At 67.8% G+C, this 18676-nt stretch carries 22 protein-coding genes; 13 read left to right on the top strand and 9 right to left on the bottom strand.

Going from position 1 to position 18676, the window contains the following annotated elements; translation table 11 throughout:
• Nucleotides 1–6 precede the first annotated feature (6 nt).
• Complete coding sequence (locus tag AZH51_RS14305; RefSeq protein ID WP_291525428.1) at nt 7–462, top strand: GNAT family N-acetyltransferase; 456 nt, start codon at nt 7–9, stop codon at nt 460–462.
• Here AZH51_RS14305 and nadC read toward each other — a convergent pair.
• The 5 genes from nadC to AZH51_RS14280 all read right to left on the bottom strand — a co-directional run bounded on the left by nadC (nt 443) and on the right by AZH51_RS14280 (nt 5692).
• On the bottom strand, nt 443–1345 hold the full coding sequence (gene nadC / locus AZH51_RS14300; protein WP_291525425.1) for a carboxylating nicotinate-nucleotide diphosphorylase: 903 nt from the start codon (nt 1343–1345) through the stop codon (nt 443–445). The genes AZH51_RS14305 and nadC overlap by 20 nt on opposite strands.
• Nucleotides 1342–2775: an FAD-binding protein gene (locus AZH51_RS14295; RefSeq protein ID WP_291525424.1), complete on the bottom strand. Its 1434-nt coding sequence runs from the start codon at nt 2773–2775 to the stop codon at nt 1342–1344. Before AZH51_RS14295 ends, nadC begins: the two co-directional genes overlap by 4 nt.
• A 74-nt stretch (nt 2776–2849) precedes the next feature.
• Nucleotides 2850–3809: a quinolinate synthase NadA gene (nadA, locus tag AZH51_RS14290; RefSeq protein WP_291525422.1), complete on the bottom strand. Its 960-nt coding sequence runs from the start codon at nt 3807–3809 to the stop codon at nt 2850–2852.
• A gap of 97 nt (nt 3810–3906) precedes the next feature.
• Nucleotides 3907–4836, bottom strand: a complete 930-nt coding sequence (locus AZH51_RS14285) for a hypothetical protein (protein ID WP_291525421.1) — start codon at nt 4834–4836, stop codon at nt 3907–3909.
• Nucleotides 4829–5692 carry a DUF3097 domain-containing protein gene (locus AZH51_RS14280; RefSeq protein ID WP_291525419.1) on the bottom strand — a complete coding sequence of 288 codons (864 nt, stop codon included), beginning with the start codon at nt 5690–5692 and terminating at the stop codon, nt 4829–4831. Before AZH51_RS14280 ends, AZH51_RS14285 begins: the two co-directional genes overlap by 8 nt.
• A gap of 95 nt (nt 5693–5787) precedes the next feature.
• Here AZH51_RS14280 and hrcA point away from each other — a divergent pair, with 95 nt between their 5' ends.
• The 12 genes from hrcA to pyrE all read left to right on the top strand — a co-directional run bounded on the left by hrcA (nt 5788) and on the right by pyrE (nt 15375).
• Complete coding sequence (gene hrcA / locus AZH51_RS14275) at nt 5788–6807, top strand: heat-inducible transcriptional repressor HrcA (protein WP_291525417.1); 1020 nt, start codon at nt 5788–5790, stop codon at nt 6805–6807.
• 5 nt (nt 6808–6812) lie between these two features.
• Nucleotides 6813–7940 carry a molecular chaperone DnaJ gene (dnaJ, locus tag AZH51_RS14270; protein ID WP_291525583.1) on the top strand — a complete coding sequence of 376 codons (1128 nt, stop codon included), beginning with the start codon at nt 6813–6815 and terminating at the stop codon, nt 7938–7940.
• Between the two features lie 4 nt (nt 7941–7944).
• Complete coding sequence (locus tag AZH51_RS14265; RefSeq protein WP_291525415.1) at nt 7945–8700, top strand: 16S rRNA (uracil(1498)-N(3))-methyltransferase; 756 nt, start codon at nt 7945–7947, stop codon at nt 8698–8700.
• A gap of 7 nt (nt 8701–8707) precedes the next feature.
• Nucleotides 8708–9724, top strand: coding sequence for a PhoH family protein (locus AZH51_RS14260; protein WP_291525412.1), 1017 nt, complete (start codon nt 8708–8710; stop codon nt 9722–9724).
• Nucleotides 9721–10215, top strand: a complete 495-nt coding sequence (gene ybeY / locus AZH51_RS14255) for an rRNA maturation RNase YbeY (RefSeq protein WP_291525410.1) — start codon at nt 9721–9723, stop codon at nt 10213–10215. Before AZH51_RS14260 ends, ybeY begins: the two co-directional genes overlap by 4 nt.
• 7 nt (nt 10216–10222) lie before the next feature.
• Nucleotides 10223–11518, top strand: a complete 1296-nt coding sequence (locus AZH51_RS14250; protein WP_291525408.1) for a hemolysin family protein — start codon at nt 10223–10225, stop codon at nt 11516–11518.
• A complete protein-coding gene (era, locus tag AZH51_RS14245; RefSeq protein ID WP_291525406.1) occupies nt 11515–12429 on the top strand; it encodes a GTPase Era in 915 nt (304 codons plus the stop codon). Before AZH51_RS14250 ends, era begins: the two co-directional genes overlap by 4 nt.
• The gene (locus tag AZH51_RS14240) at nt 12429–13187 is read left to right on the top strand and encodes a class I SAM-dependent methyltransferase (protein WP_291525404.1); all 759 of its coding nucleotides are present in this window, start codon (nt 12429–12431) and stop codon (nt 13185–13187) included. Before era ends, AZH51_RS14240 begins: the two co-directional genes overlap by 1 nt.
• 23 nt (nt 13188–13210) lie before the next feature.
• Nucleotides 13211–14059 (top strand): aldo/keto reductase, encoded by an 849-nt coding sequence (locus AZH51_RS14235; protein WP_291525403.1) that lies wholly within the window; start codon nt 13211–13213, stop codon nt 14057–14059.
• Between the two features lie 28 nt (nt 14060–14087).
• Nucleotides 14088–14324, top strand: a complete 237-nt coding sequence (locus tag AZH51_RS14230) for a CopG family ribbon-helix-helix protein (RefSeq protein ID WP_291525401.1) — start codon at nt 14088–14090, stop codon at nt 14322–14324.
• On the top strand, nt 14321–14749 hold the full coding sequence (locus AZH51_RS14225) for a type II toxin-antitoxin system VapC family toxin (RefSeq protein ID WP_291525399.1): 429 nt from the start codon (nt 14321–14323) through the stop codon (nt 14747–14749). The genes AZH51_RS14230 and AZH51_RS14225 overlap by 4 nt, the downstream gene beginning before the upstream one ends.
• A gap of 92 nt (nt 14750–14841) precedes the next feature.
• The gene (pyrE, locus tag AZH51_RS14220) at nt 14842–15375 is read left to right on the top strand and encodes an orotate phosphoribosyltransferase (RefSeq protein WP_291525397.1); all 534 of its coding nucleotides are present in this window, start codon (nt 14842–14844) and stop codon (nt 15373–15375) included.
• A 36-nt stretch (nt 15376–15411) separates the two neighbouring features.
• On the opposite strand, the gene AZH51_RS14215 is transcribed toward pyrE, so the two are convergent.
• From AZH51_RS14215 to AZH51_RS14200, 4 genes are all read right to left on the bottom strand, one after another.
• Nucleotides 15412–15537: a hypothetical protein gene (locus tag AZH51_RS14215; protein ID WP_291525395.1), complete on the bottom strand. Its 126-nt coding sequence runs from the start codon at nt 15535–15537 to the stop codon at nt 15412–15414.
• A gap of 162 nt (nt 15538–15699) precedes the next feature.
• A complete protein-coding gene (locus AZH51_RS14210; RefSeq protein WP_291525393.1) occupies nt 15700–16266 on the bottom strand; it encodes a dihydrofolate reductase family protein in 567 nt (188 codons plus the stop codon).
• A gap of 2 nt (nt 16267–16268) precedes the next feature.
• Nucleotides 16269–17402 carry a M4 family metallopeptidase gene (locus AZH51_RS14205; protein WP_291525391.1) on the bottom strand — a complete coding sequence of 378 codons (1134 nt, stop codon included), beginning with the start codon at nt 17400–17402 and terminating at the stop codon, nt 16269–16271.
• Nucleotides 17403–17438: 36 nt separating this feature from the next.
• Nucleotides 17439–18575 carry a MauE/DoxX family redox-associated membrane protein gene (locus AZH51_RS14200; RefSeq protein WP_291525389.1) on the bottom strand — a complete coding sequence of 379 codons (1137 nt, stop codon included), beginning with the start codon at nt 18573–18575 and terminating at the stop codon, nt 17439–17441.
• Between the last annotated feature and the right edge of the window lie 101 nt (nt 18576–18676).

Raw genomic sequence — 18676 nt, 5'->3', positions numbered from 1 at the left:
AGTGTGGTGACCATCATCGAGGCGGACTTTGCTGATCCGGGCCTGAGGACGTTCCTGCAAGCGCACCTTGACGACATGGCCCCCACCGCACCGCCCGAGAGCCGTCACGCCCTGGATTTCACCGCGTTACAGTCCCCGGAGGTGCGGTTGTGGGTCGCGCAGGATGCCAGCCAGATCATCGGGACGGTCGCGTTGGCACGACTGACGCCCGTCCACGAGGAGTTGAAGAGCATGCGAACGGAGCCGCAGCGTCGCGGTTCGGGCGTCGGGACGCAGCTACTGCACCACGCGCTGACGGATGCCCGCTCCCGTGGCATCCAGCAGGTTTCGCTCGAGACCGGCAGTATGGAGTTCTTCGCACCTGCTCACGCGCTCTACCGCAAGGCTGGGTTTGTCGAGTGCCCGCCGTTCGGGTCCTACAGCGAGGACCCGAACAGCATCTTCATGACGCTGCGCCTCTGACCGGCCCGAGGTCGCGCAGGTCCAGGCCCAGATCCAGGCAGCGCACGCTGTGGGTGAGCGCCCCGACCGAGATGACATCGACCCCGGCCTGCGCCAGACCGCGTACCGTCTCCTCGCGGACGCCGCCGGACGCCTCCACCACCAACGGTGCCGCATGCGCACGCACCATCGCGACGCCTTCAGCGAGTTCGTCCGGTCCCATGTTGTCCAGCAGTACGGCATGCACCACTGGCGGCCGGCCGTCGGCAACACGCTGGCCGTCGTACTTCAGCAGGGTCGCCAGCTGGTCGAGCGTGTCGACCTCCACCTCGACCCGCACCAGGTGCGAAGCGTGCTCTGCCAGGCGGTCCAGCACCGGCACCAACCCACCACCGAGCCCGATGTGATTGTCCTTCACCAGGATGGCGTCATGCAGACCGAACCGGTGATTGACGCCGCCACCGGAGACGACCGCCGCCTTCTCCAGCGCTCGTAGCCCCGGCGTGGTCTTGCGGGTGTCGGCGATCACCGCGCGCGTTCCAGCGACAAGGTCGACGAATCCCGCTGTGCGCGTGGCGATTCCGGTCAGGTGGCCAAGCAGGTTGAGAGCGGTCCGCTCGCCGGTGAGGATCGAGCGAGCGCTGCCGGTGAACGATCCGATGACGGTTCCTGCCTCGAACCGATCCCCGTCGTGCAGTTGCCAATCGACAACGACCGAAGGATCGACCTCCGCGAACGTCGCGTCGCCCGCGGCCGTGCCCGCCAGGACACCCGGCTCCCGCGCCACGACGTACGCCGTCCCGTGCGCCTCGGCAGGAACTGTCACCTGACTCGTTAGATCGCCGACCAGTCCCAGGTCCTCCGCCAGCGCAGTGCGCACCACCCGCTGAAGTTCGGCGCTCATGCACTCACCGCCAAGATTGGTTCGTCGGTTCGCCGATGCGCACCGACGCTGTGCGGATGGGCGAGGGCTGACCGGGCAATCAACCACCCGACGTACGCCGCGTCGCTCGTCGCGGTCAACGGCGCCAGTTCGTCGACCGCGAGTTGCAGTCCTTCGGCGTTACGCAGGACACCGCAGTGGGTGTCGAGTACCTTGCGCACGAGTGCTAGTGCGTCCGCGTCGTCGCCCGAATCACTGCGCGCCGCAACGGATTCCGGATCGGCGCCATTGCGCACCGGCCACGCGTCGTCGAAGGCGGCGGCCGAGGCGGCTGCGGCTTTCCCGGTCACGACTGCTTCCAGCAACGAGTTGGACGCCAACCGGTTCGCGCCGTGCAGGCCGGTGCGGCTGCATTCGCCCACCGCCCACAACCCGGGCACGCTGGTGCGGGCATCCGCGTCGGTGGTGATGCCGCCCATGCTGAAGTGCAGCGCCGGTCGGACGGGTAGCAGATCGGTTGTGATGTCGAGACCGTGCTCGGCCGTGAGTGCCGTGACCGACGGGAATCGATCACGGACAGAGGGGATTTCGCGAGCATCCAGCACCACGCGCCGGCCTGCGGTCAGCTGCTCCCAGACGGCGGCGGCGACGATGTCCCGGGGCTGCAGCTCGTCGACGAACCGTCGGCCATTGGCCAACAGGACCGCCCCAGCACCGCGCAGCGCCTCGGTGAGCAACGGCATCGGATCGGCGCCGACGTCCAGCGCGGTGGGATGGAACTGCACCAGGTGCAGGTCGCTGGTGTGCGCCCCGATGCGCGCAGCGAGCGCCACGCCCTTTCCGGTAGCGGTGACCGGGTTCGTGGTGTGCGCCCAGAGTCCGCCGACGCCGCCGGTGGCCAACACGACCCGGTCGGTGCGCAGGTGCTCTACCAGACCGGTCCGCTCGTCGCGCACGTCGATACCGTCGATCCGACCGGCGTTGGTGGACAGCGCGACTGCGGTGCTGAACTCGCGGACGGTCACCGACGGGAGGTTGGCGACGAGGCCGGCCATGACGGTGGTGATGGTCGCGCCACTGTGGTCGCCGGCGTGGGCAACGCGGTGCCGGCCATGGCCTCCCTCGAGCGCCAGATCGAAGTCACCACTCGACGTACGGTCGAATGGCACTCCCAGCCGGGCCAATTCGCGCACAACCTCCGGCGCGGCGGCCGTGATGCGGTCGATTACCTGACGGTCGCCGTAGCGCGCACCGGCTACGAAGGTGTCCTGCGCATGCAGCGTCGGCCGGTCCTCCGAACTGAGGGCAGCAGCAACCCCGCCCTGGGCCCACATCGACGCAGCACCACCGGTCAGCGGGCCGCTGGTGAGCAGGACGCAAGGCCGCGGCGCCAGCGCCCACGCGGTGGTCAGTCCGGCCAGCCCGGAACCGACGATGACAACAGGCTCCATTCTGTGCTGAATGGTCGCGCCTCTGGCCTCGGCTCCGGGCCTCGCTGCGCTCGTTTCCTCACCTCGGTCGGCGCTCATTTCACCTCCAGCATCCGCTCGATGGCCCGACGCGCCGGAACCTCCAGCGCGGGGTCCAGGGTGATCTCGTGCTGACCCAGTTCCAGGCTGCGCCGGATCGCGGTCAGGGTGTTGCGCTTCATGTGCGGGCACAGGTTGCACGGCCGCACGAACTCGACGTCCGGGTTGTCCGCGGCGACGTTGTCGCTCATCGAGCACTCGGTGATCAGGGCGACGCGGCGCGGCTGGTTGCGCACCACGAAGTCCTGCATCTGCGCGGTCGATCCGGCGTAGTCGGCCTCGGCAACCACCGGCGGCGGGCATTCGGGGTGCGCCAGCACGGTCACGCCGGGGAAGTCGTCGCGGATCTGGCGGATGTCGGCGGGCGTGAAGCGCTCGTGCACCTCGCACGCACCGGGGTGGGTGATGACTTCGACACCCGTGCGCGCCGCGATGTTCCGGGCCAGGTATTGGTCGGGGATCATGATGACTTTGTCGACCCCGAGGGACTCGATCACCTCCACCGCGTTGCCGGACGTGCAGCAGATGTCGCTGGCGGCCTTCACGGCGGCCGAGGTGTTCACGTAGGTCACGACCGGGACGCCAGGGTGCTGGCGGCGAAGCTCGGCAATGTCTGCGGGAGTAATGGATTCGGCCAGCGAACACCCGGAGCGCAGGTCCGGCAGGAGCACCCGCTTGCTGGGGTTCAGCAGTTTGGCCGTCTCGGCCATGAAGTGCACACCGGCCAGCACGATGGTCCCGGCCTCGACAGTCTGCGCCTCGCGGGCCAGAGCCAGGGAGTCACCGACGATATCCGCGACGCCGTGGAAGACCTCGGGGGTCATGTAGTTGTGCGCCAGGATCACCGCGTCGTGCTCGCGCTTGAGCGCTTCGATTGCGCGGATCTCCGGCTCGACCATGGCCCATTCGACGGGTGGGATGTGACTGCGGACCTTGTCGTACGTAGCGATCGACATTGCGCCCTCCTCGGCGGCATGTGCTCAGTATGAGCATTTGCTACAAGTGAGCATAACGCGAGCGCGGAGGGTGGGCCAATCCGGGGGGGTGTGACGCTCAGCGGGGCAGCGGGAGTTTGGTGCCCGCCTGCTCGCGCTCGGTGAGCACGTCGCGCCGGAAGCGGTAGAGCGCTGCCGGCCGGCCGCCGGTGGACCGGGTGGACCTACCGGTGGGCTCGACGAGTTCCTGGGTGGCGATGGCTCGGCGGAAGTTCTGCTTGTGCACCCGTACGCCGCCGATGGCCTCCACGACCTCCTGCAGCTGGCCGAGGGTGAAGTCGGCGTCCATCAACTCGAAAACCAGCGGGCGGTACTGCAACCGCGACCGGAGCCGGGATAGCGCCGTCGCCAGGATGCGCCGGTGGTCACCCTTCATGGCTGGCCCGGTCAGACTCAAAGCGCCTGTGCCACAGGGCGATTCGAGGACAAGTCCTGCCTCCCACAACAACTCGTAGCGTTGGAGGGCCAGTTCGCTGCGCCAGCCGGCACCACCCAGGCCGAACTGGTAGGCCACGCGCTCCTGCCGGGCCACGTCGGGCCCTGCCCACCGGCCGAGCGCGGTGTGGATCTCCTGGGTCAACCGGTCGGCAGGTGCGTCATCCGCCAGGTGACGTCGGTCCTCCCAGGGCAGCAGGTCGTAGATGCTGGCCCAGCCGTCCTGCTCATCGTCGGCGCGGGTCAGCCCCAGGTAGCTGATCGAGATCTCCCGCACTGCGTCGTCAGTGCGGCCCAGGTCGGCGAAGGTGTAGAGCTGCTCCACGTAGCCCAGCGTCGCTCCGGTCTGATCGCGCACGAACGCCCGGGCGCCCTCCTGCAGCGAGTCGTGATCGGTGCGCAGCGGACCGGACGGCAGGGCGGGTGGTCGGCCGCCGGCCAGGACCCGGGGGAATGCGGCACCCGTTGTGCCGCCGGTGACGGCCACGACCACTGCAACCAGTTCGGCGCGGATGCCGGCCGCTGCGTCCATACCCCGCGGCTCCTCAGCCATGGCCGGGGTCGGTGACGAAGTCGATCAGTTCCTCCACCCGGCCGAGAAGTTCCGGCTCGAGGTCGGCGTAGCTACGGACCGTGCCCAGGATCTTCTTCCAGCCGGTGGCCACGTCGGCCTGGGTGGAGTTGGGCCAGCCCAGCTGCGCCAACACACCCTTCTTCCACTCCATCGAGCGAGGGATCACCGGCCACTGCGACCAGCCGAGGCGTTCGGGGCGGACCGACTGCCAGACGTCCACGAACGGGTGCCCGACGACCAGAACGTCGTCGCCGGGGTAGGACGCCAGCGCCGACCGCACCAGACGGTCCTCCTTGCTACCGGTCACCAAGTGGTCGACCAGCACGCCCATCCGCCGGCCAGGGCCGGGCCCGAAGCTGGCGATGACCTCGTCGAGATGATCGACCCCTTCGAGGAGCTCGACGACCACGCCCTCGACGCGCAGGTCGTCACCCCACACCTTCTCGACCAGTTCGGCATCGTGGCGGCCTTCGACGAAGATCCGCGAGCCCACGGCCACGCGGGCGGAGGTGTCGACGGCCACCGAGCCACTCGCCGTACGTGATGGGCGGGCAGGGGCAGGGGTGGACGCGCGGGGCGCGGTCAACACGACGGGTTGGCCCTCGACCAGGAAGCCCGGCCCGAGCCGGAACGCGCGGGTGCGCCCGTGCCGGTCCTCCAGGTGCACCACGTGCATCCCGCCGGCCTTCTCGACCCGGACAACGGCGCCGCACCACCCGGTCTCCAGGTCCTCGACCACCAGGCCGGTCTCGGCGGCCATTTCGGTGGAACGGGTCCGCCCGTGGGCGCGCCAATCGCCGGAGAGAACGTCTGCGCCGTACCGATCGGAGGTCACGACGGCAACGGTAGAGCAACCCAGGAGTTATTCGGACGTAGACTTGGCACTCGAAGCACACGAGTGCCAACCAGCAACGGGCGAAGGAGGATGCCGTGAGCGAGGAACGCCGTCTCGAAGTGTTGCGGGCCATCGTCCAGGACTACGTGGCCACCTCGGAGCCGGTGGGCTCCAAAGCGTTGTTGGAGCGTCACCAACTAGGGGTCAGCGCGGCCACGGTGCGCGGTGACATGGCCGCCCTGGAGGACGAGGGGCTGATCAGCGCCCCGCACACCTCCGCAGGCCGGATCCCGACCGACGCGGGGTACCGGTTGTTCGTGGACCGCCTCAGCACCGTCAAACCGCTCAGCCGGGCGGAGAAGTCCGCGATCCAGACCTTCCTGGCCCAGTCGGTCGACCTGGACGACGTGGTCGACCGCAGTACCCGGCTGCTGGCGTCGCTGACCAACCAGGTCGCCGTGATGCAGTACCCCTCGGTCACCTCCGCCTCCGTGCGGCACGTCGAACTCGTGCCGATGGCCGGCAATAGGTTGCTGGTGGTGCTGATCCTCTCGACCGGCCGCGTCGAGCAGCGAGTCGTGCCAGTGCCCTCGGATCTGAGCGATGAGATCGACCTGCTGGCCCAACTGCGCACCCGCGTCAACGAAGCCGTCGTCGGCCGCCGGCGCACCGAAGCCGTCAGCGCGATCAACGACCTTGCCGCGCCGTTGGCTGAGCAGTTGCCGCAGGCCGATCAGGGCATGCTCGGTCAGATCCTCGCCGAAGTCACCTCTGCCCTGCAGATCCTGGGGGACGAGCGGGTGGTCATGGCGGGCCGGGCTAATCTGGCCAAGTCCGCGACCGACGTGCGCACCCTGGCCCCGGTGCTGGAGGCGCTCGAGCAGCACGTCATCCTGCTGAAACTGCTTGGTCACCTCGAGGGCGACGGCGACAACCTGGTGATGGTGCGCATCGGCGCCGAGAACGACGTCGCCGACCTGCAGAGCACCTCGGTGATCAGCACGACCTACCAAACGGGTGGTCTGGGCGTCGTCGGTCCGACGCGCATGGACTACCCCGCCACGATGGCCGCCGTCCGTGCGGTCGCCCGTTACGTCTCAGAGATCCTGGAGTGACATCAGTGAACGACTACTACGGCGACCTGGGCGTCTCACGGGACGCTTCGCCGGAGGAGATCAAGCGTGCCTACCGGCGCCTGGCCCGCAAACTGCACCCGGATGTGAATCCCGGTCAGGATGCCGCCGAGCAGTTCAAGAAGGTCTCGCAGGCCTACGAGGTGTTGTCCGACCCCGAGAAGCGCCAGTCCTACGACATGGGAGCCGACCCGTTCGCGGCCGGTGGCGGCGGACCGGCTGGCTTCGGCGCCGGTTTCTCCTTCTCTGACGTCATGGACGCCTTCTTCGGTGGCGCGGGCGCGGCCGGCGCAACCGGCCCGCGCTCGCGGGTGCAGCGTGGCCAGGATGCCTTGCTGCCGTTGGACATTGACCTCAAGGTCGCAGTCTTCGGTGGTGCCGAGGACCTGACCTACGACACCGCGGTGGTCTGCCAGACCTGCCACGGTGACGGTTCGCGGCCCGGCACCGGTCGGCGTACCTGCGACGTCTGCAAGGGGGCCGGGCAGGTCCAACAGGTGCAGCGCACCTTCCTCGGGCAGGTCATGACCGCGCGGGCGTGCCAGGCCTGCCGGGGGTACGGCGAGGTCATCACCGACCCGTGCTTCGACTGCTCCGGCGAGGGCCGGGTCCGCGATCGCAAGACGATCTCGATCAAGGTGCCGGCCGGCGTCGACACCGGGACCCGGATCCAGTTGTCCGGGCACGGCGAGGTCGGGCCGGGCGGGGGACCGGCCGGTGATCTGTACGTCGAGATCCGGGTCGCCAAGCACCCCACCTTCGAGCGGCGGCGCGACGACCTGCACTGCAGTGTCGATCTGCCGATGACCGCGGCCGCGCTGGGCACCACGCTCAACCTGGACACCCTGGACGGGCCGCGGGACGTCGCGGTCAAACCCGGCACCCAGGCCGGGGACGTGGTGACCCTCGCCGGGCTCGGTGTGACCCACCTGCGCACCAGCAACCGTGGTGACCTCATGGTGCATCTGAACGTGCGCACGCCCACCAAACTGGACCCCGAGCAGGAGGAACTGCTGCGGCAACTGGCCAAGGCACGCGACGAGGAGCGCCCCGAGCCGGTGTTCCAGCGCGCCGACAAGGGCCTGTTCGGGCGGTTGAAGGACGCCTGGAAGTAGCCCGGTGACCGCACCGCTGTTCTTCACCGACGACCTCGCCGGTGCCCGGGTCGATGACCTGGTGCGGCTGGTGGGGGACGAGGGCCGGCACGCCGCGATCGTGCGCCGGCTGGGGGTCGGTGAGCCGATCCAGCTGGCTGACGGGTCCGGGCTGGTGGTAGCCGGGCTGGTCGAGACCGTCGACGGGCCGAGTTTGCAGGTGCGCATTGCGCAGGTACGCCGCGAGCCCGCCTCCGCGCCCGCGTTCACCCTGGTGCAGGCGTTGGCCAAGGGTGACCGCGACGACCAGGCGATCGAAGCCGCCACCGAACTGGGCGTCGATGCGATCGTGCCGTGGCAGGCCGACCGCAGCATCGTGCAGTGGCGCGGCCCCCGCGGCGACCGGGCGCTGGCCAAGTGGCGGGGTGTGGTGCGTGCTGCGGCGAAGCAGTCGCGTCGCGCGACCATCCCCGTCGTGGAGGCTCCGCTGGACTCCAAAGGCCTGGCTCGGCGTACGTCGATGGGCCGGCTCACGCTCGTCCTGCACGAAGAGGCGACCACCCCCATCTCGTCCGTGGACCTACCTGCCGACGGTGAGGTGCTGGTCGTCGTCGGACCCGAAGGCGGCATCTCGCCCACCGAAGTGCAGGCACTGATCGATGCCGGCGCGACCAGCGTCCGGCTCGGTGACACCGTGCTGCGCTCCTCCAGCGCCGGTCCGGCAGCCCTGGCCGTGCTGCTCGCGCGGACCCGGTGGAATGCGCCAGAACCCATAGAATGAGCAGACGATGACCGATCAGGACCAACCGAAAACACCCACCCACACCGTCGAGATCCCGGCCGGTGTCTCCATGGTCGCCCTCCTCGGCCCCCGCGATGAGTTGCTGCGGACCATGGAGCGCGCCTTCCCCGGCTTGCAGATCCACGTGCGCGGCAACGCTTTCCGGTTGGAAGGCGACAGCGCCGACATGGCCCTCGTCGAGGAACTCATCGACGAGCTGGTTGAGATCGTCGACGCCGGTCAGCCGCTGAACCGCGACGCGGTCGAGCGCTCGATCCAGATGCTGCGGGGGCAGACCCGCGAGCGGCCGGCCGACGTACTCACGATGAACATCGTCTCCAGCCGAGGACGCACGATCCGGCCGAAAACGTTGGGGCAGAAGGAATACGTCGACGCGATCGACGCCAACACGATCATCTTCGGGATCGGCCCGGCCGGCACCGGAAAGACCTACCTGGCGATGGCCAAGGCGGTCGCGGCGTTGCAGGCCAAGCAGGTCAACCGGATCATCCTGACCCGTCCGGCGGTCGAGGCCGGTGAGCGGTTGGGCTTCCTGCCCGGCACGCTCAACGACAAGATCGATCCCTACCTGCGGCCGCTGTACGACGCGCTGCACGACATGGTCGATCCCGAGTCGATCCCGCGGCTGATGGCCTCCGGCACGATCGAGGTGGCCCCGCTGGCCTACATGCGCGGTCGCACCCTCAACGACGCGTTCATCATCCTCGACGAGGCGCAGAACACCTCGGCCGAGCAGATGAAGATGTTCCTCACCCGTCTGGGATTCGGCTCCAAGATGGTCATCACCGGTGACGTCACCCAGGTCGACCTGCCCGGTGGCACGACCTCCGGTCTGCGGATCATCCAGGACATCCTCAGCGACGTCGATGACATCCACTTCGCCTACCTCAGCGCCCAGGACGTCGTGCGGCACCGCTTGGTCAGTGCGATCGTCGAGGCCTATGGCTCCTGGGACGCGCACCACCCGCCCGCGTCGTTGCGTCCCGCCGGGAAGCGCTCGTGAGCATCGACGTCCTCAACGAGACCGACGTCGAGGTGGACCTGGAAGAACTGCGGGACTGCGCGGCGTACGTCATGACCGAGATGCGGGTGCACCCGCACGCCGACCTATGCGTACGGGTCGTGGACGAACCGGCCATGGAGACCCTGCACGTGCAGTGGATGGACCTGCCCGGGCCGACCGACGTGATGAGCTTCCCGATGGATGAGTTGCGGCCCGGGCGCGACGGGGAAGACCCTGAGCCCGGCATCCTGGGCGACCTGGTCCTGTGCCCGAGCGTGGCCGCCAAACAAGCCGCGGAGGCGGGGCACAGCACCGAGGAGGAACTGCTGCTGCTGACGGTGCACGGCATCTTGCACCTGCTCGGGTTCGATCACGCCGAGCCGCAGGAGCGGCAGGAGATGTTCGGGTTGCAGCGCACCCTGCTGCTGACCTTCCTGGCCAGTCAGGAGCGGCGCGAACCGGCCCGGATCCAACCGCCGTCAGGGGAGTGATCGGGCCGTGATCGCCCTGCTGGTCGTCGCGTTCGCCTCCGTCGTCGCCGGGTTCTTCCTGGCCGCGATGGAGAGTTCGCTGGTCCGGATCAGCAAGTCCCAGGCTCGCGAGCTCCTCGAGGACGGCCGGCGTGGAGCCGTGCAACTGGTGCGGTTGGTCGACAACCGCGGACCGGCCGCGATGGTGCTGGCGTTCCTGCGGGTCGGCGCCGAGGCGACCGCGGCGGTGCTGGTCACGTTGGCCGCCGACCGGATCTTCGAGGACTTCTGGGTGACCCTCCTGGTCGCGATCGGCGTCATGGCGCTGGCGTCGTTCATCCTGGTCGGGGTGTCGCCGCGGACCTTCGGTCAGCAGCACGCGACCGCGATGGCTCTCTTCGGCGCGCCCGTCGTCAGTTTCTTCCTGACCGTGCTCGGTCCGGTCGCGCGTGGACTGGTCGCGGTCGGCAACGCGGTCACGCCCGGTCCGGGCTTCCGCGACGGCCCGTTCGCCTCGGAAGAGGAGTTGCGCGACTTCGTCGACATGGCCACCGACTCCCAACTGATCGAGGCTGACGAGCGCCGGATGATCCATTCGGTCTTCGAACTCGGCGACACCGTGGCCCGCGAGGTGATGGTGCCGCGTACCGACATGGTCGTGATCGACAAGACCAAGTCGTTGCGCTCGGCGATGTCCCTCTTCCTGCGCTCCGGGTTCTCCCGCGTCCCGGTCGTCGATGACGGCCCCGACGATATCGAGGGCCTGGTCTTCCTCAAGGACGTCGCGCGCCGGTTGACGCTCAACCCGGACAGTGCGTCGCTGCCGGTCACCGAGGTCGCGCGTGAGGTGGCCTTCATCCCGGACAGCAAACCGATCGATGACCTGCTGCGGGAGATGCAGACCAGCCGGCAGCACTTCGCGGTGGTGATCGATGAGTACGGCGGCACGGCCGGGCTGATCACACTGGAGGACATCATCGAAGAGGTCGTCGGCGAGATCGACGACGAGTACGACCGGGTCGCCCCCGGGGTGGAGGAACTGCCCGACGGTGTCATCCGGATCCCGGCCCGGATGCCGGTCGACGACCTGGCGGAGTTGATGGACGTGACGCTGGAGGACGACGACGTCGACACGGTCGGGGGACTGTTGGCCAAGCTGATCGGGCGGGTGCCCATCCCGGGTGCGACCGCACAGATCGCGGGTCTGCAACTGACTGCTGATGAGATGGCCGGACGCCGGCACCAGATTGCGACCATTCTGGTGTCACGGGTGGTTCCTGACGATGAGCCGTCCGTCGAACACGAGGAGGTGGCAGCGCCGTGAGTGAGGCTTTCCACGCTGGATTCGCCTGCCTGGTGGGTCGGCCCAATGCCGGCAAGTCGACGCTGACCAACGCCCTGGTGGGGCAGAAGGTCGCCATCACCTCCAGCAAGCCGCAGACCACCCGGCACACCGTGCGCGGCATCCTGACCACCGAGCACGCGCAACTGGTGCTGGTCGACACCCCCGGTCTGCACAAACCACGCACCCTGTTGGGTCAGCGCCTCAACGACGTGGTCCGCGAAACGTTGCTCGACGTGGACGTCATCGGCTTCTGCCTGCCCGCTGACCAGCGGATCGGTCCGGGGGACACCTTCATCGCCCGCGAACTCGCCGAGATCCGCCAGGGCCGCCGCCGTCCGGTGGTGGCGATCGCGACCAAGAGCGACCGGGTGGACAAGGACCGGCTCGCGGAGCATCTCGTGGCCATCGATGGACTGGGCGACTGGGACGACATCGTGCCCTGCTCGGCGACCCGCGGGGACCAGGTCGACACGGTGGCCGAGGTACTGATGTCGCACCTGCCGGTGTCACCGCAGCTGTACCCCTCCGATGTGCACACCGACGAGCCGGACGCGGTGATGATCGCCGAGCTGGTCCGGGAGGCCGCCCTCGAAGGCGTACGCGATGAGCTGCCGCACAGTCTTGCGGTGGTGGTCGAGGAGATCACCCCACGAGAAGGCCGGCCGGCCGATAAGCCGCTCCTCGACGTACGGGTGAATGTCTTTGTCGAGCGGTCCAGCCAGAAGGCGATCATCATCGGCCGCGGGGGTTCGCGCCTGCGCGAGGTGGGGACCAATGCGCGTACGGCGATCGAGGAGTTGCTCGGTCAGCGCGTCTATCTGGACCTGCACGTGAAGATCGCCAAGGACTGGCAGCGCGACCCCAACCAGTTGTCTAAGTTGGGGTTCTGATGGGAGAGGATCCAGACACCCTGGCGTGGGCGGAATTCGGTGAGTTCCTGCGGCAGCCCGAGTCGTCCGAGGACTACATCGACCATGTCCCTTGGGACACAGCCGGTTTCGACACCTCCCGGCCGTTGCTGGACATCGGCTGCGGTAGTGGGTTGACGACCCAGGTGCTGGCGCACCGCTTCACCGGCACCGATGTGGTGGCCGTCGAGCCCGACCCGCTGATGCGCTCGCTGCTGATGCGGCGGGTCGCCGACGACGACCTGTTGCGCGACCGCGTGACGGTGGTGCCCGAGCCGATCACCGAGTGCTGGTTGCCCCCGGAGTCTGGTGGGGCGCTGCTGTTCAACGTCATCTACTTCCTGTCCGAACCGGCCCGCGAGGCGTTCTGGGAGCGCATGTCGCAGGTGATGGTCCCGGGTGCGCCGATCCTGCTCAGCCGCTCCTACGGCGGCGTCCCGGTCACCGAGGTCCCGATGACGTTGTTGCGCAAGGCGACCATCGGGCGGCAGGAGTACCAGCGCTGGTTCGCGGCGCGGCCGTTCTTCGATCAGCGCTCACGGGAGGACCGGGTGGAGATCACCAACACCTACCGGGTGCTGCGTGACGGTGAGCAGGTGCGCGAGGTCGTCACCCGGATCACGCCGCAGGGTCTGGCCGAGGAGACCGTGCTCGGCGAGATCCCGATCGGCCGGTTCAGTATCGAGGAATTGGACGAGCGGTACGTCGCCGTTCGGAGGGCCCCGGACCTTCGCCGCTGATCGTTTCGGAGCAGACTGGCCGCATGGCCTACTCCTTCATCGCGACCACCTCTCTTGCCACCGCGGACAGTTCGCGTGACCTGCCGTTGATCGGTCTGGGCACCTACCCGTTGAAGGGTCAGGAGTGCGCGGACGCCGTCTCGTCGGCCATCGGGGTCGGCTACCGGTTGATCGATACGGCGGCGCAGTACGGCAACGAGGACGGTGTCGGGCAGGGCATCCGGGACAGTGGCGTTGATCGCGAAACCCTCATCGTGACAAGCAAATTGCGGGGGAGTGACCATGGCACCGACTCCGTGCGACGCGGGTTGGAGAAGAGCTTGACCGCGCTGGGTCTGGACTACCTGGACCTGTACCTGATCCACTGGCCCAACCCCAGCCAGGGCAAGTACGTCGAGTCCTTCGCGACCATGATGGACCTGCAGTCCGAGGGTCTGATCCGGTCGGTCGGCACCAGCAACTTCGTGCAGGAGCAGCTCGCTGCTCTCTACGACGCCACGGGGGTGTGGCCGGCGATCAATCAGATCCAGTGCAGCCCGATGCTGGCCCGCACCCACCTGCGCGGCTTCATGACTGACCGGGGGATCCTCACCGAAGCGTGGGGGCCGTTGGGTCTGCGGGAGAAGCTGCCTTCATCGCCCGTCGTAGGCGAGATCGCCGAGGAGACCGGGCGCTCGGTCGGCCAGGTGATTCTGCGCTGGCACGTGCAGCAGGGCATCATCGCCATCCCGAAGTCGGGCGATCCGGAGCGGCAGCGGGAGAACGCCGACGTCTTCGACTTCGAATTGACCGACTCGCAGATGGAGCGGTTGACGGGGCTGGATCTCGGCGAGGACGCCGCCTGGGATTCCCGCACCCACGAAGAGTTCTGACGGCTATCCGCCCGGATATACTGAAAGTATGTCCAAGGTGCTTGTCTCACTTCCCGACGAACTCTTAGCTGAGGTTGATGCCGAGGTACGCCGCCGGTCAACTAGCCGCAGCGCGTTTCTCGCTGCTGCCGCTCGTCGAGAACTTGGCCGTCGCGATCCCATCGCTCTCGACGCGGCGATCACTCGGTCGCAACGGCGCTTTGCGGAGGCGGGTGCCTTCGAGTCCGCAGATCTGGTCCGCAACGACCGTGATCGGCTTCGATGACCAGCGTGCTGGTTGACACGTCGGTCCTCATCAAGTGGTTCCACGAGGAGGGTGAGCAGGAAGTTGCGGCCGCACGCGCACTCCGCGACGCGCACGCTGCGGGCGCGCTGGACGCGTATGTGCTCGACCTTGCGGTCTACGAGGTCGGCAACGTGCTAGCCCGTGCTCTTGGCTGGGCCGGGCAGCGAATTCACGACCAGTTACTCGATCTGCTTGCGATCGTGGGTCCGCCGGTGTCGATGGACCCGTCGTGGTTGCGGACTGCAGCCGCCATCTCGGAGCAGCATCGATTGTCGTTTTACGACGCCAGCTGGGCTGCCTGCGGCCAGGAACTGGGTATCCCGCTAGTGAGCGCGGATCGGAAGCTGATTGCGTCCGGCCTGGCGTTGAATCCGACCTCGGCGGCGGAGCGGCTGCTCACCTAACAGAGAGCGCGGACCATGTGAGCTCACCGGGTGTCAGGAACGGCAGTCCGGACTGGCTCGGTGGCAAACCAGGCGGTGGCATCATGGCGGCCATGCCGACGGACATTGCTGACCTCGCTGGCTTGATCGATTCCGCGTGTCGCATCCGTGGGAAGTTCACGCTCCGCAGCGGCATCGTCACCGATGAGTACTTCGACAAGTACCGCTTCGAGGGAGATCCCGAGCTACTTCGTCGCGTCGCTGAACACATGGTGCCGTTGCTCCCTGCGGATACCGAGGTTCTGGGCGGCCTCGAACTGGGCGGTGTGCCCATCGCGACCATCTTGAGTGCCATCACCGGGCTGCCGGCGATCTTCGTGCGCAAGAAGGCCAAGACGTACGGCACGTGTCGACTCGCTGAAGGTGGCGACTTCGCGGGGCAGACCGTCACGCTCGTGGAGGACATCATCACCACAGGAGGCGCAGTACGCGATGCTGCGATCGCGCTGCGTGAACGAGAGGCGACTGTTCACACGGTGGTGTGCGCTATCGATCGATCGGAGCCGGGCGGCAACACCCTGTCGGAGATCGGCGTGACCACGTACGCCGTACTGACGAAAGCTGATCTGGACGCCGCGAGGAGATAGCCACGCCCGCAGGACGTGGTGGCAATGCCACGTCGGTCACCGGATGTCCGTAACGGCGGTCCGGACCGGCTCGGTGGCGGCCAGCGCCGCCGCGATCGCGAACAACAGAACGACGACGCCGAGCACCGCGCGCTCGCCGGACGCGGCAAACTGCCACCCCACCGAGCAGAGCGCCCACGGCCGCCATGGTCCGATTCACCGACCGGCCCGTCGCGTTCACCCGTCCCGTCGGCCGCCCAGAACCGGGCGAACGGCGAGATGAGGGCCATGGTCGCATTCTGCGGGACCGACCTCGTCAGCTGTCTTGCGGTGTCCGGGTCAGGATCAGACGCGGTGCCGCACCGCGTAGCGGACGGATACGACCCCGTTGTCGAAGTGCCCTTGCTCGAGCAACTCCAGGTCGAGACGTAGATCGCGGGGCAGTGCAGGTTTGCCGCCGCCGACGGTCACCGGGCACAGCAGCAGGACGCACTCGTCGACGAGGCCGTGCCGGAACGCTTCCGCCGCGATCGTCGCGCCCCCGATGCTGACATCGACATCGGAAAAGTCCTTCAGCCGGCGCACCGCCTCCGGGTCAAAACGGTGCTCGAGGGTGGTGCGGGCGGTCGACGCCTCGGTGAGTGACGTCGAGTAGACGATCTTGTCGGTGTCGCGCCAGATGTCGGCGTACTCGCGCACGACCTCAGGCTCGTCCACCAGCCACTCGTCCTCCTCCCACACGCGCATCGTCTCGTACATGCGCCGGCCATACAGCGAGGTCCCGATCCTCCGCTCGTGATCGTTCCAGAACGCGTGCACCGCTTCGTCCGGCACCGACCAGTCGAAGGCGCCCGTGGCATCCTCGAGGAAACCATCGAGGGAGACATTGGCCGCGTAGATCAATGCGCCCATGGTTACAGCACCTTCACCGTCGTCCAGGCCTCGCTGACCGCGTCGCGCTGGCTGCTGCTGGCACCGAAGAGTTGACCCGCGGTGTCGATGGTGGCCTGCGCAAACCCTTTGAAGTCAACGTCTTTGGCCAGTTTGCCGCCGGTTAGGACGGCGTACCAGACGCGCCCGGCGCCTTCCCAGCTGCTGCCGCCAATACCCGTGGCTGCCAGGTAGAACGCGCGGTTGGGGATGCCGGAGTTGATGTGCACGCCGCCGTTGTCGTGAGCGGAGTCGTGCGGCAGATCCTGGTAGCCGGTCATATCGGCCGGCTGCGGGTCCTTGCCAAGGTGCGGGTCGTCGTACGCCGTCCCGGGGGCTTTCATCGAGCGCAACGCGACGCCGTTCACCTTCGCGGTGAACAGGCCCTCGCCGATCAACCAGTCAGCCTGCTGCGCGGTCTGGCCCTTGACCCACTGCTTCACCATCGACCCGAAGCAGTCCGACATCGACTCGTTCAACGCACCGGGCTGGGCGACATAGGTCAGGCCTGCGGTGTACTGCGTCACGCCGTGGGTCAACTCGTGGCCGATCACGTCGACGGAATCGGTGAAAGAGCTGAAGTAGACCCCGTCGCCGTCCCCGAAGACCATCTGCTGGCCATCCCAGTAGGCATTGTCGAACTGCTTGTCGTAGTGCACGGTCGCGATCAGCGGCAGGCCCTTGTTATCCAGCGAATTGCGTTGGAACGCTTGCCAATACAGCGCAAACGTGTCGCCGAGACCGTCGTACGCTTCGTTGGCCGACTCATCTGCAACGGGACTCTGGCCCTCGGCGCGCACCTTCGTGCCCGGCAGAGTGGTGCCCTGGTTAGCCGTATAGATGGTGCGCTGCGGGCCTGGCTCACCCGGCGCCGACGGAGCGGTGACATCGCGCAGTTCCGTCCCCGTCGTGCGATGCGATCGGGCCCGGTCACGCAACTGGGGCGGGATCAGCCCGGACTGGTCAGCGCGGGCCGCGCGATATTCGCGCTGCACTGAGATGTCCACGCTGAGCTCAAGAGTGCGCCGCGCGGCCTCGGCGACATCGGTGTCAGCCGAGTCGGCCAGGTGCTGCAGCAGGTGCGGGGGGACGATGCCGTGGGGCTGGTGCGTGGTCATAGCTCGAGCATGAACCAGACCACCGACACCTTGGGGTCAGCGCGACGCGGGTTCCTCGTCAGCCGCGTCTTCGACGACCGGGGCGGCGGGGTTGACGACGATCTCGCGGCCGTCGTCGTTGGTCAGTTTGATCTCGGCGAAGTCGACCCAGGCCGGGTCCCAGCCGCCGTCGATCAGCGCCTGACGGGCCATCTCCCGGGCCCGGTCGTCGCGGCCGGACTCGACTTCGCGCTTGCGTTCCCGGGTGAACTCCTCGGTCCAGATGAGTGCGCGTAGCTCGTCGCGGCCGGAGACGGCGCCGTTGCCCAGCGGGTGATCCTTGTCGATGAGCGTGCCGGCCGGCGTGCCGTTGCCGCCGATCGCCTTGTAGAACGTCATCTGTGGGTCGTACCAGGCGTGATCCAGTAGCGCCTCGAACTCCGGGAACATCGCGAACTGTTCGGGACTGCCGGTGAACACCGGGACGAGGTCGTAGCCATCGGCCATCGCGTGCGGCCACCAACGGAACTCCTCCACGGTCTGCGAGCACGCACCGCATCCGGCCGAGAAGAACACGACGTATGACGGGGGGTCCTGCAATTCACGGATCGGCAGGTGCTCGCCGTCCCGGTTCTGCAACGTCAGGTTGGTGATGAGGTCGCGCTCGGTGCGCTGCTCGGCGTTGTTGCGATAGAGCACCAATCCGCCCGCAACGCCCGCCGCGAGGAGCGCCGGCAGCACGTAGGCCCAGCCGCCGAGCCGTTCGGCCGCCACCGACGCAGGAGCGGCATGCAGGATCAGGGCCAGGAGAGAAAGCACCACGAAGCCGACATTCCGGGCGACCGTGCGCGGGCCGACCTCGTCAGCGCCCAGGCCGCCGAAGCAGTTACAGGAAGCAGGTACGGCGGAGCGCGCCGCCCGCACGATGACCACCAGGAACGCCACGAAGAGCCCGGTCGCCAGCGCCACCGGGATCAGTTGCCACGGCTTGGGTAGCAGCACGATCAGCGCGCCGAGGCCGATCTCGATGAACGGGAATGCCTTGGCGAAGGTGTAGTCGCGCAGCAGCGAGGCGGGCAGACCCAGGGTCTGCATGCTCTTGAAGAACTCGCGGTGTCGGCCGAGTTTGAGCGCTCCGCTGGCGATCAGCACTGCGGCAACGGCCCACGCGAGGATGGCCCCCAGGATGTCCATCGCACCAGAATAAGTGACGGCGGCCACGCACGGCGGTCGGTGCGCTAGGCTTGTTGTGTGCGTGCGGCGTACTTTCTCCTCCTTGACTGCCGCGGCGAGGC

This window comes from Branchiibius sp. NY16-3462-2, assembly GCF_001594145.1.
Taxonomy (GTDB): Bacteria; Actinomycetota; Actinomycetes; order Actinomycetales; family Dermatophilaceae; genus Branchiibius.
This window is presented reverse-complemented; position numbering and strand designations above follow the sequence as displayed.